The sequence below is a fragment of the Pseudomonas sp. Ag1 genome (assembly GCF_000278565.1).
In the GTDB taxonomy this organism is placed as follows: Bacteria; Pseudomonadota; Gammaproteobacteria; order Pseudomonadales; family Pseudomonadaceae; genus Aquipseudomonas.
In genome coordinates this window covers 153,616-166,206 of record NZ_AKVH01000106.1, presented here as the reverse complement: position 1 = coordinate 166,206, position 12,591 = coordinate 153,616, and the positions used below count along the sequence as shown (strand labels likewise).

The 12,591-nt window shown below is 59.2% G+C and carries 15 protein-coding genes; 6 read left to right on the top strand and 9 right to left on the bottom strand.

The genetic code is table 11. From position 1 onward, the window contains the following. Positions 1-3 precede the first annotated feature (3 nt). Positions 4-462, top strand: coding sequence for a DUF6896 domain-containing protein (locus A462_RS09770; protein WP_008437167.1), 459 nt, complete (start codon positions 4-6; stop codon positions 460-462). Between the two features lie 88 nt (positions 463-550). On the opposite strand, the gene A462_RS09775 is transcribed toward A462_RS09770, so the two are convergent. Continuing rightward, positions 551-988, bottom strand: coding sequence for a DUF3995 domain-containing protein (locus tag A462_RS09775; protein ID WP_003214721.1), 438 nt, complete (start codon positions 986-988; stop codon positions 551-553). 93 nt (positions 989-1,081) lie between these two features. Between A462_RS09775 and A462_RS09780 the strand changes: the two genes are divergently transcribed. Together A462_RS09780 and A462_RS09785 are read left to right on the top strand one after the other, a co-directional pair. Next, positions 1,082-1,471 carry a DUF2946 domain-containing protein gene (locus A462_RS09780; RefSeq protein WP_003214719.1) on the top strand — a complete coding sequence of 130 codons (390 nt, stop codon included), beginning with the start codon at positions 1,082-1,084 and terminating at the stop codon, positions 1,469-1,471. A gap of 95 nt (positions 1,472-1,566) precedes the next feature. Further along, entirely contained in the window at positions 1,567-3,693 is a 2,127-nt protein-coding gene (locus tag A462_RS09785; protein ID WP_003214718.1) for a TonB-dependent receptor, read from the top strand. A gap of 156 nt (positions 3,694-3,849) precedes the next feature. Here A462_RS09785 and A462_RS09790 read toward each other — a convergent pair whose 3' ends face one another. The 3 genes from A462_RS09790 to A462_RS09800 form a co-directional block, all read right to left on the bottom strand. Further along, a complete protein-coding gene (locus tag A462_RS09790) occupies positions 3,850-4,866 on the bottom strand; it encodes an ABC transporter substrate-binding protein (protein ID WP_008437166.1) in 1,017 nt (338 codons plus the stop codon). Between the two features lie 123 nt (positions 4,867-4,989). Beyond that, positions 4,990-5,187, bottom strand: a complete 198-nt coding sequence (locus A462_RS09795; RefSeq protein WP_008437165.1) for a hypothetical protein — start codon at positions 5,185-5,187, stop codon at positions 4,990-4,992. Beyond that, positions 5,187-5,636 carry a hypothetical protein gene (locus A462_RS09800; RefSeq protein WP_003214715.1) on the bottom strand — a complete coding sequence of 150 codons (450 nt, stop codon included), beginning with the start codon at positions 5,634-5,636 and terminating at the stop codon, positions 5,187-5,189. The genes A462_RS09795 and A462_RS09800 overlap by 1 nt, the downstream gene beginning before the upstream one ends. A 415-nt stretch (positions 5,637-6,051) precedes the next feature. Between A462_RS09800 and A462_RS33605 the strand changes: the two genes are divergently transcribed. The 3 genes from A462_RS33605 to A462_RS09810 all read left to right on the top strand — a co-directional run bounded on the left by A462_RS33605 (position 6,052) and on the right by A462_RS09810 (position 6,998). Then, a complete protein-coding gene (locus tag A462_RS33605; protein WP_083853233.1) occupies positions 6,052-6,306 on the top strand; it encodes a hypothetical protein in 255 nt (84 codons plus the stop codon). A gap of 141 nt (positions 6,307-6,447) precedes the next feature. Beyond that, positions 6,448-6,678 carry a hypothetical protein gene (locus A462_RS09805; RefSeq protein ID WP_003214713.1) on the top strand — a complete coding sequence of 77 codons (231 nt, stop codon included), beginning with the start codon at positions 6,448-6,450 and terminating at the stop codon, positions 6,676-6,678. Between the two features lie 83 nt (positions 6,679-6,761). Beyond that, positions 6,762-6,998, top strand: a complete 237-nt coding sequence (locus A462_RS09810) for a DUF2789 domain-containing protein (protein WP_003214711.1) — start codon at positions 6,762-6,764, stop codon at positions 6,996-6,998. 4 nt (positions 6,999-7,002) lie between these two features. Here the strand turns inward: A462_RS09810 and A462_RS09815 are convergent, their stop codons facing one another. From A462_RS09815 to A462_RS09835, 5 genes are all read right to left on the bottom strand, one after another. After that, entirely contained in the window at positions 7,003-7,206 is a 204-nt protein-coding gene (locus A462_RS09815; RefSeq protein WP_003214710.1) for a hypothetical protein, read from the bottom strand. Positions 7,207-7,330: 124 nt separating this feature from the next. Further along, entirely contained in the window at positions 7,331-8,551 is a 1,221-nt protein-coding gene (locus A462_RS09820) for a methyl-accepting chemotaxis protein (RefSeq protein ID WP_443200828.1), read from the bottom strand. 547 nt (positions 8,552-9,098) lie between these two features. Next, positions 9,099-9,503 carry a TraR/DksA family transcriptional regulator gene (locus A462_RS09825; RefSeq protein WP_003214706.1) on the bottom strand — a complete coding sequence of 135 codons (405 nt, stop codon included), beginning with the start codon at positions 9,501-9,503 and terminating at the stop codon, positions 9,099-9,101. Positions 9,504-9,905: 402 nt separating this feature from the next. Further along, positions 9,906-10,943 (bottom strand): ABC transporter permease, encoded by a 1,038-nt coding sequence (locus tag A462_RS09830; protein ID WP_003214704.1) that lies wholly within the window; start codon positions 10,941-10,943, stop codon positions 9,906-9,908. A 59-nt stretch (positions 10,944-11,002) separates the two neighbouring features. Further along, entirely contained in the window at positions 11,003-12,556 is a 1,554-nt protein-coding gene (locus tag A462_RS09835) for a sugar ABC transporter ATP-binding protein (protein ID WP_008437161.1), read from the bottom strand. Positions 12,557-12,591 lie beyond the last annotated feature (35 nt).

Genomic DNA, 12,591 nt, shown 5'->3' with positions numbered 1-12,591 from the left:
ACGATGCTAAATACAAAACAAAAAACAGCGCCTTATCACAAATTTGACAACATAAAAAAACACAATCTAGAAACCCTAATTCATGAGTACCTAACTCAAGTCGAAAAAGCGACCATTTTACTTGAACAAACGTTCGGAACAAAAAACATACTCCAGCTATGGCGCAGCAAAGAAATCCCGCAACGCGGGACGATCACTAACAACATCTCCTACGAACTACACGGAATTGGCTGCAGAGTCGATTTTTCCGGAGTATGTATCGATTTCGACTATGGCCCAGACGAAAGAGTGGACGGCTTCGACCCGTGGCGGCTTTACATTTACGCATGCGAAGTACCACACCGGTACAAAAAGTACACCAACCAGAACACTCTCAAACTAGAATTCAATAATTATGTAGCGCAAGGAAAAGCACAAAAAATCACTGACTCCATGTCCAACCTATACTTCCTGAATCCTTGACCCTGCTCCCCCCCTGACCAGCTGTCGCCAGGCGAACATTCGAGTTTACCCAGCGTAAAACTCACTCTTTCGCGGTAAACACTCCCCCTCAACTCCACGCCACCACCAACAACCCCGCCCCCAACACCAAACACAGCGGCGAGTAAAAAAATGTATCCAGCCGCGCAAACCGCGACCCGCCGACCTTCTTGAAAAAACCCACCAGCTCTGAATCCCCAATCGCCCGGGCAAACATCACCAGTGCTACTGCACTAATCCCCCACTGCAACGCATGGTTGGACACCGGCTCGAAATACAGCCCGGCCCGCAAACACACCAGCACCGCAATCGCCACCAACCCCACACCCACCAGCAACGTTCCCAGTGCCGACGGCTTGAACGCCGGTCGCGGCCCGCTGGCGAATTCACCCGGCAGCTGCGGAATAGCCGCCGTCACACCCAATTTGCCGCCGGCCGCCCAGTACAAATGCACCAGGCTGATAAAGCCAAAAACCCCGACGATCCATCGCGCGACTAAAAAGCTCATGGCTGGATATCCTTGGAAAAGTCCGAGAGAGGATAGCCCTCTTGAGATTTTTTGCAGGCAATTCGTCGGCGGCTGATGGTAAAGTGCCGCCCCATGAAACTCGCCCGTACCGACCGCTCGCTCATTGCCTGGATGCTCTACTGCTGCGTCCTGTTCAATGTGTTCGCCTGCAGCATCGGCCACGGGCAAATGGTCGGGATGCAGCTCAACGGCATCGGCGGCCAGTTCTGTACGGTGGACCCGCGCACCCAGGCGCCGGCGCCTTACAAGTCCACCGATGAATCCCTGCCCACGCTCTCGAAAGCCTTCGGTTGCCCGCTGTGCTCCACCGGCGGCATGGGCCCGGCGCTCAACTCCAGCCTCAATGTGGCGGTGCTTCCGCAACCCCATGCGCCGCCGCCCGCCATCGTTGCCAGTGCCGACATCCCTGCCCGCTTCACCTGGCCTGCGGCTAATCCGCGCGCCCCGCCCGCCTTCGCCTGATACCTGCGCTTTTCTGATTGGCCCACGCGGCTGCCTCCCCCGGGAGTGCGGACGGCACTGGGTTGTTTTCAAGCCAAGTTTTTCAGGATTCAACCATGAAACATTTACCCCTTTTGGCGGGCCTGTTCGGCTGCCTGCCTGTCAGCACCTGGGCGATTGAGCTGGCACCGACCACCATTGATGGCGAGCAAACCGGTGATGCCGGCCTGGCCCTGGATCAGTCCAGTGGCATGGCCTCGCGTCTGGGGCTGAGCGTGCGGGAAACCCCGGCGTCCATCAGCATTGCCAACCGCAATGACATCGAGCGCCGAGGCGCCAAGACCTTCCAGGACGCGGCCAATACCCTGCCCGGGGTCAACGCCAGCGCGCCGCCGGGGTTTGGCGGTTTCATTTCCTATCGAGGGTTTACCAGCAGCCAGATTACCCAGATGTTCAATGGCGTCGCGGTGTCCGGCGGCCTGGCTCGCCCCGTGGATGCGTGGATTTATGACCGGGTCGAACTGGTGGGCGGGCCCTCCTCGCTGATCAACGGCGCCGGCTCCGTCGGTGGTTCGCTGAACTACGTGACCAAGCTGGCCACCCGTGAGGAACAGGCCGCCGAAGGTCAGCTCACCTATGGCAGCTACGACACTGCCGGAATGGCCTTCGGCCTGAACCACGCCCTGACCGAGCCGGGCGCCGAGGTCCAGCATTACGCGCGCCTGGACGTAAGCCGCAACACCAACCACACCTATATCGATCGCCAACAGCGCGATGCCTGGAGCGTGGCGTTTTCCCTGCTGAGTGATTTCACCCCGAACCTGTCCCACACCCTGGCCCTGGAATATCAGGACGAACACGAGGACAGCCCCTACTGGGGCACACCGGTGCTCAACCCGAAGTCGGGCGAGTTGAAGATCGACAAACACAACCGCTTCAACAACTACAACGTGGCCGACGGTCGTTATGAACAACGCACGATCTGGGTGCGCTCGATCATCGACTACCGGATCAATGACAGCACCACGCTGAAAAATACCCTCTATCACCTCGACAGCCAGCGCGACTATCGCAACCTGGAAACCTACCAGTACAACGCTGATAACAGCGCAGTGAATCGCTCGACGGCCTATCAGGTACGGCACCAGGGTGAGCAGAACGGCAACCAGTTCGAGCTGCGCCATGACGACACGTTCTTCGGCTTGAGCACCACGTGGTCGGGCGGCTTCGAGTACAGGGTCAACAGCACCACCAACAATCCGTTGAATGTGGCAGGCAACAGTACGGTGGACCCGAACAACTATGATCCCGGGCATTTCTATGACATCCCGGGCACCAAGCCCGGTTTCGATCCGGACAAGACCAACGCCGTCACCACCAAGGCATTGTTCCTCGAGAACCGCCTGGGCCTGACTGACAAGCTGTCGTTGCTCACCGGCCTGCGCTACGACGCGATTGACCTGGAAGTCACCAACCACCGGGATATCACCGCCAGCAATCCGCGGCATGTCAAACGCAGTTGGGAGCCGGTGACCGGGCGGATTGGCCTGACGTATCAGTTCATCCCGCAAGCCAATGTCTACGTGCAATACAGCACCGCTGCCGAACAGCCGAGCAGCACCACCCAGGTGTTCGATGTGTCCACCGGCAAGCAATGGGAAGTGGGCAGCAAGTTCGATTACATGGACGGTCGCGGCTCCGCCACGGTGGCCGCCTACCGGATCGAGCGCAAGGACTTCGCCGTCACCGACCCGCTGGACCCGACCAATAGCATTCCGGTGGGCGCGCAGACGTCCAAGGGTATCGAGCTGGCCAGTTCGTTGCGGGTCACGCCCAAGCTATTGCTGGAGGGCAACTACGCCTGGGTCGATGCCGAATACGAGGACTTCAACGAGAAAACCGCCAGCGGTGCCGTGGTGTCGCGCAAGGGCAATACGCCGACCAATGTGCCCAGGCAGGTGGGTAATCTGTGGCTGACCTATGACTTTGCGGAGGATTGGCAGGGAGGTGTGGATGCGCGGTATGTGGCGTCGGTGTACGCCGATAACGCCAACACCCTGACGGTGCCGGCCTATACCTTGTTCGGGACGTTTTTGACTTACAAGGTGGATCAACACACCTCCGTGACGGGCCGGGTGCGCAACCTGACCAATGAGGTGTATGCCGAGTTTGCCCATGTGTCGCCGGCGTATTACCTGGGGTCACCGAGGACGTTTGAGCTGGCGGTGCAGACGAAGTTCTAAAGCCCAGCAAGTTTCAAGGCAAGAATGAGGTCAGTGTGGGAGCGGGCTTGCTCGCGAAAGCGGTGAGTCAGTCAATACAAATGTTGGCTGAAAAACCGCTTTCGCGAGCAAGCCCGCTCGCACATTTTTGATCGCAATCGGGCTGTTATATCGGTGTTACTTCAGGCTGGCTTCGACCTTCTGCGCCACATCCTCAGTCAGCCACGCCTTCCAGACTTCCGGATGATCCTTGAGGAATGCCTGGGCGACTTCTCGCGGCTGGCTGTGCTTCTCGCTCATTTCGGCCAGCGCCTTGTTCAGCGGCTCGATCGGAAAGTCGACCTTGGCAAAGAACTCGGCGATCTGCGGATGCTCCTTCTGGAACGGCGTGGACACTCCGATGCTCAGCTTGGAGGCCAGGGAACGTGTAGGTTTCGGGTCAGGATTGTCTGCATCGGTCAGCGTTTTCCACGCCTCGGCATCAAATGGCGGCTCTTCCAGCTGGATCAGCTTGTAGCGCCCCATCAACGGTGTAGGCGACCAGTAGTAGAACAGCACCGGCTTGCCCCGACGGATCGAGGAAGCAATCTCGGCATCCAGCGCAGCACCCGAGCCACTGCGGAAATTCACATAGCTGTCGTCAAGCCCATAGGCCTTGAGCTTTTGCTTGTTGACCACTTCCGAGGTCCAGCCAATCGGGCTGTTGAGGAAACGGCCCTTGCTCGGTGCTTCCGGGTCCTTGAACACGTCCTTGTAGCGCGCCAGATCCTTCACGCTGCGCAGGTCCGGCGCGAGGGGCTTGATGCCTTTGGCCGGGTCGCCCTTGACCACGTACTCCGGCACCCACCAGCCTTCAGTGGCGCCCTTGACGATATCCCCAAGACCCACCACTTTGCCTTCGGCCTCGGCCTTGACCCACACCGGGCTGCGGCCGGCCCATTCTTCGCCGATTACCTGGATGTCGTTTTTCGCCAGGGCGGTTTCCAGGGTGATGGTGGTGCCGGGCAAGGTGTCGGTGGGCAAGTCATAGCCCTTTTCGACAATCACCCGCAGCACCTCGGTGATCAGGCTGCCGCTTTCCCAGTTCAGGTCGGCAAAATGAATCGGCGCCTGGGCCGCTGATACCGGCAGCGACGCCACCGACAGACTCAGGGTCGTCAGTGAGGCTGCCAACAGTGCTCGAATTCCTTTCATGCTTTGCACCTCATGCCTTACAGCAATCGCGAATGGCTTTGCTGTAACACCGCGAAGCCTCTGAATACTTAAGTCAACTCAACTGTAGTAGAGGTTCCGGGGAACATGGCAGGTTGCCGGTTTTTACGCAGGATTGTTCAGCCGCTGCAACTCGCGGCGCACCATGCTGGCGAATTCGGCGGGCTTGAGTTCATACAGTTGGCCGGCGACCCAGCTCAACCAGGCGCCCTGTAACTCGGCCTTGCGGGCAAACAATTGAGCCGCCGTGGCTTGGGCATCGAGCAGGTGCTGCTCGTGGAACTGCGCCCTACCCTGGCTCATTACTCGCTGGCCTTGAAGGTCACGAGTTCACCCTTGCGCCATTTGGCGGCCTTGCCGGTGACGGCCTTCAGGGTCTTGGTCAGGCCTTCTACCAATTGCTCATTGGCGGCAAACACCAGCATCACGCTGTGGCCTTCCTTGAACACGATGCCCTGGCCTTCGGCCGAGGACACAAAGGCGTAATCGCCCAGGCCATACACCGTCAACTTGATATCGCGAAACTTCAGTTCGAACTTGCCGCCTTCGCGGCTGGGCAATACAGCGGCCCGGAAATGATCACCGACCTTGAGTTCCAGGCGCGGCTTGTCGTCCACCACCAATGCCGCTTCGGTATCGATCTCGGCGATGTAGATACCTTCAGGTGTCTGCTCAGTGACGTAGACGAAACGGGATTGAAACTGCTTGACCAACTTTGCGCGCAAATCACCCAGCACGAATAACGCGTGCATATCCAGATTACTGACTGCCAAGGAAACGCCCCCACATCAAAAGGGTGCTGTCCGCCCAAGCGGGCAGCACAAAAAAACGGCCGGAAACGGCACGATCACACAACAAATCCACTGATAAAAACTGAAGAAGATCACGCTGCCAGGCCATGAGACTAGTACAGGCGTGCCCGACGCACCTTACGCAGGTCGCCAGGCGTTGCAGGAAATCACAGGTTTAACGACCAGAGAATACTGGCCGACCCACTTCAGACAATAACCCTTTAAAAAATGCAGTTTCCGACATCCAACACAGAAACTAATGCTTTGGATGGAACCGGACGCCGGACACTGACGACAATACTAAAACAGCAACACAGGTCAAAACCACTCGAAATACTGCAAGCGGGTACGCAATGTCGATCGACAGGAGCTGATTATGCAACGACCTCAACCGATTGCCACACCTTCGAACACAGGTTCATCTTTTATCGATGACGGGCAATTCTACTCCCTATACACCCACGACAGTTGCCTGCATTCGGCGCTCTATCGGGTAGTCCCCGCCGGGAGAAACTTTTTCCATATCCTTGAAGTGCCCAGTGGGCGGATCAAAGGTTTTCGCAGCGGCCATAGCCAGGCCTGCGAACTGGCCCGACAGCTGGAAGCCATCCTGCAAGCGCCACACGGCTGAGGCGCGGCTGGCGTTTCGTCATCTGGTTGACTTTACTGCGCCGCCAGCGCGTAACAACTGCCATACTGGTCCGTCCATTGAGATTTGTGCCCTTGCGGTTCAGGTTTCATCAGCGCAATTACCTCCAAGGGAAGGCTATACGTGACGGAATTTGATATTGGCGAATTTTTCATCCATGGCGAAGCCAGGGAAGTAGACGGTGAGTTCCAGGCCGTGATTGTGATGCGGGCCAAGGCTCCCCTGACCACCGTGACGACTCACCAGGTAGAAAAGGACCGCTGGTTCAAAACCGTAGACGCTGCCAACACGGCTGCCAAGGAAGCCGCAAAAGCCCTTAAGGCCGCCGTTGATTCCGGCGCGCTGACCTCCTGATTACCCGGCGCGACAATCCGATCGAACTCTGTCCCGCAACAACCCTCCCATGCATACGATGATCAGCCCGCATGGAGAACGATATGGAAGCGCAGACCTACACCCTCGAAGACCTGTTTGAACAACTTGGAGAAGATTCGTCACCCGAAGGGATTGACGATTTTATCGGCAAACACACCCTGCCCAATGACGTAAAGCTGATTGACGCGGATTTCTGGTCACCGCAACAAGCCCAATTCCTTAAGGATGAACTGCGTGAAGACGCAGTCTGGGCGATCGCGGTCGACGAACTGAACCAGCGCCTGCACCAGCAACCCTGAGCCTTCAATGCAGGCTGTCTGACTGCTCCAGGTGCAACAGCGCCTCCCAGGCAGCCCTGCACTCTTCAGCCTCATCGCGACTGGCGAACGCCGTGCCGCGCTGCTCGCCATTGAGCAACACTACCCAACAGGCCTTTTGCCCCAGCGCACGCAGGGTGGGCGGTACGCCACTGCCAATCATCACAGCCACATCGACTTTGGTTTGCATGGAGCGCCTCCGGAAAATTAGTTAGCTGGCTAACAATGTTCGCCATGCTACGGTTTTCTTCCAGTTGGAAAAAGCTATCCCCGGAATAGCTCCCTTGCATAACCTGCAACAATCCCCCGCTGAATCAGCGCCCCTCGGGTTTGTAGCCCAGGCGCAAGCCGCCCCAATGCCGGCCATTGACCGTGATCGGCACCGACAGATCGTGCATCAACTCACCGGTATCGCGAGTGTAGGTCTGCAACAACACCGCCTGCTGGTGGCTGCCGCAGCGGATTCCCGTGCGGTCTTCAAACTTGCGCTTGGTACGATTTTGTACCGCGTCCACTTGGGCATCCCCGGTCAACATTTGGGAAAACACCTTGTTGTGGGTCGGCACATAACCCTGTGGCGTGCAGGCGATGGCGAATACCAGGCCCTCATGCCGGGGCAACAGGGCTTCCTGGATGGCGGGCAGCACCTGGTCGGTGTAGCCGTCAAAACGCGTGTGGTACTTGCTTGGCCGTGTGTTGGGAATGGCGGTATAGCTGCGGTCGAACAGGTCATCGAGGCTGATGCGGTTTTGCAGGACGTCGGCTTCAAACTGCGCGGCAATGCGGCTCGCGCCTTCGCGTGCCAGGTCATAGATGCGCTGGTGGTAGTCATCCAGGCCGACCTCGGCGAGGCGTTCACTGATGGTTTCGGCCTGGCCTTCCATTTGTACGGCGGCGGCAGCCAACTGTTGGGTCTGCTGGTCGCTGACGGTCAAATCGCTGCGCATCTGCTCCACTGCATGGAACAAGCTGTCGAGTTGGGCGCGGTTGGTGTCGGTGCCCTGGGCGATTTCATTGACCTGGCCTTCCACATCCGCCGCCAGGCTGGCGATGCTGTCCAGTTGCTCGCCGGCGTGCTCCACCTGCTCTACACCGGATTGCAAATCCGCCGACAATTGCCGGATCTGCTCCACCACCTGGGCGGTACGCTGCTGGATATCCGCCACCATCACCCCGACTTCATCGGTCGCCGTGGCGGTTCGCCCGGCCAGGCCACGCACCTCGTCGGCGACCACCGCAAACCCGCGACCATGCTCACCGGCCCGCGCGGCTTCAATCGCCGCGTTCAAGGCCAGCAGGTTGGTCTGGCTGGCGATCGACTGGATCACCAGGGTGACGCGCTGGATTTCTTCGCTGCGCTGGCTCAAGGCCTCGATCAATTGACGGCTGTCGTTGGCGCGCTGGCTGAGCTGATGCATACGGGTGATGGATTGCGCCAGCACCTCGCGCCCTTCGGTACTGCGCTGATGGGCCTGGCTGGCCGCACCGAGGGCCTGGCGGCTCAGTTGCGAGGTGAGCTGCTCGGTGCCGATCATCACTTCGGCACTGCTGACGATCTGCTTCGCCGCGCCCAATTGAGATTGCAGCCTGGCCGCCAGTTGCTTGACCGCATAGGCCACGCCCGCAGCAGACAACGCGTTATGGCTGGTGGTGTAGGAAAGGTCGCGGGTCAGCTCGCCGATGGCATCGGTGGCTTCGGACGCGGCAACGCTGGGGGTGCGATGTGTCAGGCGAGGTAGCCAGATCAGCAGCAGGGCCACCGGCAGGCACAGGTAAATCGAGAGTTGGGCGAACGCCAGGCCCAGCAGCAACAGCACCAGGGCGGTACTTTGCAGGAGCGGCGTCAACCAGCCGGGCAACTGTCGCGCCACCACGGGTGGTGACACTGCTGCGCCCATGAGAGATCCGTCTCCAGCCATGTTCGTTACCCCGCTGCTTGTCATTATTGTGACTGCATTAGACGCCACTATGTGGCCATTATCCATGGGCCTTTAGTGGGGGGCTTGCAGCAGATCAATAAACGGGGGGAAACGGCTGTTTTCTGCTGGGAACCGGGTAACCCGGCTCCAGCAGTTCACCGCATCAGGCTTGACGCTGGTGCTTGTCGATTTGCTCGTGGCGCTCTTGCGCTTCGATGCAGTACTTGGTGGTCGGGCTGATCAGCAGGCGCTTGAGGCCGATAGGCTCGCCGCTGTCATCGCACCAGCCGAAGGAGTCTTCCTTGATACGGCCCAGGGCCTGCTCAAGTTGCGGCAGCATGCGCTGGTCGCGGTCGATGGCGTTCACCAGCCAGGTGCGCTCTTCTTCGACAGAAGCAGCGTCGGCCGGGTCTGCCGGGGTGTCCAGGCTTTCAATGGCGATGCGGTTCTGCTCGATGCGCTCGTGGTGTTCCACTTTCATGTCCTGCAACAACTTCTCGAAAAAAGCGTGCTGCTCGGCATTCATGTAGTCATCCGCCGGCATGGCCAGCAACTTTTCCTTTGTCATTGATTTCTCTATAAAAAATACGTGCATTAAGGCGAATAAGGGAGCGTTCCGGCCGACCTCTGCAGGTCTCGGAAAGGCGCCGTCCATTTCAAGCGCCACCCGGCACTCAATTTACGAGGGGCGGCAGTCTAAGGCCGACTTGAGGGCTCAGCAACTGAAATGACAGGCATTTTTTCCAAGATAACCCGCAAAGGCACCAGGACGGGCTCGGCGAATGGTCATCGGAGTGCGTTTATAGCAAGAAATTCAGTGTTGTGGAGCTATATAGAAGACAAACGGTTAAATGTGGGAGCGGGCTTGCTCGCGAAGGTAGTGTGTCAGTCACTGAATGTTTAACTGATACACCGTCTTCGCGAGCAAGCACGCTCCCACATTTTGACCGATGCGGCCTTGAGGACCGTGTCAGCGCTTGAGTTTGCGCTTGTTGCGATATTGGTCGATCACCACCGCCACCACGATGATCAGGCCCTTGATGATGTCTTGGATGTACGCATCCACGCCGACGAAGGTAAACCCGCTGGCCATCACCCCGAGAATCAACGCGCCGATCACGGTGCCGGTGATGCGCCCTACCCCGCCCGCCAGGCTGGTACCGCCGATCACCGCAGCGGCAATCGCGTCCAGCTCATAGGACATGCCCATGCCCGCCTGCCCGGTGGCCGCCCGTGCCGACGCCACTACACCGGCCAGGCCTGCCAGCAGGCCGGCGATGCTGTAGACGATGATCAGGTGGCGCTTGACGTTGATGCCCGAGGTGCGCGCCGCCTGCATGTTGCCGCCGATGGCGTAGGTGTACTTGCCGTACTTGGTGTAGCGCAGGGCGATATGGAAGATCACCGCCACCACCAGGAAGATCACCACCGGCATCGCGCCGTGGCCGATGGCCGTGTAGGAGTCCGAGAGCATGCTCACCGGCTGGCCTTCGGTGTAGTAACGCGCCAGGCCACGGGCCGAGACCATCATGCCGAGGGTCGCAATAAACGGTGGAATCCCGGTGACCGCAATGATACTGCCGTTGATCGCCCCCGCCAGCAGCCCCACGCCCAGGCCCATCGCCACCGGTATCCACACCGGCAGGTCAGTCAATGACGGAAACACCGCACGGGAAAAGTCGGAAGTCTGCGCCAGGCTGGCGGCGATCATCGCCGACAACGCCAGCACCGAGCCCGAGGACAAATCGATACCGGTGGTGATGATCACCTGGGTCACGCCAATCGCCAGCAGGCCGATGATCGAAACTTGCAGGATCATCAATACAAGGCGCTGGGAGTTCATCAGGAAGCTCTGGTCGCGCACGATCCAGCCGAACAACTCAAACACCAGGCCGATGCCAATCAGCACCAGCAGGATGCTCAGCTCGGTGGGCATGCGTCGACGGTGCTTGACCGGCGCCGCAGCGGGCTTCTTTTCCTCGGGTTTGCTTTCCAGTATCGCGTTCATAACCACTCACCTTTTTTATCGCGTTGCGCCGGCCACAACGGGCCGGCGCCGTCTGTTCGTTAGTGGACCGCCGTCATACCGGAAGCCAGTTGCATGACTTTTTCCTGGGTCGCATCCGCGCGGTCCAGGGTGCCCATCAGGTCGCCTTCGTGCATCACCATCACCCGGTCGCTCATGCCCAGCACCTCGGGCAGCTCCGAGGAAATCATGATCACCGCCATGCCTTCGCTGGCCAGGTAGGAAATCAGCCGGTAGATCTCGGCCTTGGCGCCCACGTCGATACCGCGAGTGGGTTCGTCGAGGATCAGCAGCCGTGGGTTGGTCATCAGCCAGCGGGCCAACAGGGCTTTTTGCTGGTTGCCACCGGACAAGGTGTCGATGCATTGCTCCAGCGACGGGGTTTTCACCCGCAGCTTGGTGCACATGTCTTCGCACAGGGCACGCAGGGCTTTTTGCTGGATAAAGCCATTGCCGGAGTAATGCGGCAGCACAGCCATCTCCATGTTTTCCAGTACCGATAGGCAGGGGAACAGGCCGCTGAGCTTGCGGTCTTCGGTCAGCAGCGCGAAGCCCTTCTCGATGGCCATATGCGGGTCGGTGATGCGCACGGTCTTGCCGTCCAACTGGATCTCGCCGCCGGAGCTTGGGGTGATGCCGAAAATGGTTTCGGCCACATTGGTCCGCCCGGAGCCCATCAGCCCGGCGATACCGAGAATTTCGCCGGCGTGCAGGTCGAACGACACGCCCTGGAATACCCCATCCAGGCGCAGGTCGCGCACCGACAGCAGCAGATTGCCGATGGGCTTGTCGCGCACCGGGAACAGCTGGCTCAGCTCACGCCCCACCATCATCGAGATCAGGCTGTCGCTGTCCATGCTGTCGGCCCGCTGCAGGCCGATATAGGCGCCATCGCGGAACACCGCCACTTCATCGGCGATGGCGAATACTTCGTTCATTTTATGGGTGATGTAGATGATGCCTTTGCCCTGGGACTTGAGGTCGGCAATGATCGAAAACAGGTGGGCCACTTCCTTGTCGGTAATGGCGGAGGTCGGTTCATCCATGATCAGGATGTCGGAGTCATAGGACACCGCCTTGGCAATCTCGACCATCTGCCGCTCGGCAATGCTCAGGTTGCCGACGTGTTCCTCCGGGTCGAGGTTGATCCGCAGCCGCGCCAGCAATTCGGCGGTGCAGCGGTGCATTTCCCGATGGTTGACCATGTGCAGGCCGTTGAGCTGTTCGCGACCGATCCAGATGTTCTCGGCGATGCTCATGTGCGGCATCAGGTTAAGTTCCTGGTGGATCATCGCGATCCCGGCCTTCTGCGCCGCCAGCGGTGTTTCGAATTTGATCGGCTTGCCACGCAAGCGGATTTCACCGGCGTCGGGCTGATAGATGCCGGCGATGATCTTCATCAGTGTCGACTTGCCCGCACCGTTCTCGCCCATCAGCGCCAGCACCGAGCCGGGGCGCACCCGCAGCTGCACATCGGCCAGGGCCACGACGCCGGGAAAGCCTTTGCTGATGTTGGAGATCTCCAGCAGATAGGGTTCTTCCAGTACCAAGGGCTGGATACCGGGAGGCTGGGAAGCAGTCGCTTGAGCAAACATATCGGGTACTCCGTCAGCAGGGCCGCCGTGGCTGC

Coding starts and splice junctions, on each gene's coding strand:
- A462_RS09770 (WP_008437167.1), top strand. CDS start 4: ATGCTAAATACAAAACAAAAAACAGCGCCTTATCACAAATTTGACAAC.
- A462_RS09775 (WP_003214721.1), bottom strand. CDS start 988: ATGAGCTTTTTAGTCGCGCGATGGATCGTCGGGGTTTTTGGCTTTATC.
- A462_RS09780 (WP_003214719.1), top strand. CDS start 1,082: ATGAAACTCGCCCGTACCGACCGCTCGCTCATTGCCTGGATGCTCTAC.
- A462_RS09785 (WP_003214718.1), top strand. CDS start 1,567: ATGAAACATTTACCCCTTTTGGCGGGCCTGTTCGGCTGCCTGCCTGTC.
- A462_RS09790 (WP_008437166.1), bottom strand. CDS start 4,866: ATGAAAGGAATTCGAGCACTGTTGGCAGCCTCACTGACGACCCTGAGT.
- A462_RS09795 (WP_008437165.1), bottom strand. CDS start 5,187: ATGAGCCAGGGTAGGGCGCAGTTCCACGAGCAGCACCTGCTCGATGCC.
- A462_RS09800 (WP_003214715.1), bottom strand. CDS start 5,636: ATGCACGCGTTATTCGTGCTGGGTGATTTGCGCGCAAAGTTGGTCAAG.
- A462_RS33605 (WP_083853233.1), top strand. CDS start 6,052: ATGCAACGACCTCAACCGATTGCCACACCTTCGAACACAGGTTCATCT.
- A462_RS09810 (WP_003214711.1), top strand. CDS start 6,762: ATGGAAGCGCAGACCTACACCCTCGAAGACCTGTTTGAACAACTTGGA.
- A462_RS09815 (WP_003214710.1), bottom strand. CDS start 7,206: ATGCAAACCAAAGTCGATGTGGCTGTGATGATTGGCAGTGGCGTACCG.
- A462_RS09820 (WP_443200828.1), bottom strand. CDS start 8,551: ATGATCGGCACCGAGCAGCTCACCTCGCAACTGAGCCGCCAGGCCCTC.
- A462_RS09825 (WP_003214706.1), bottom strand. CDS start 9,503: ATGACAAAGGAAAAGTTGCTGGCCATGCCGGCGGATGACTACATGAAT.
- A462_RS09830 (WP_003214704.1), bottom strand. CDS start 10,943: ATGAACGCGATACTGGAAAGCAAACCCGAGGAAAAGAAGCCCGCTGCG.
- A462_RS09835 (WP_008437161.1), bottom strand. CDS start 12,556: ATGTTTGCTCAAGCGACTGCTTCCCAGCCTCCCGGTATCCAGCCCTTG.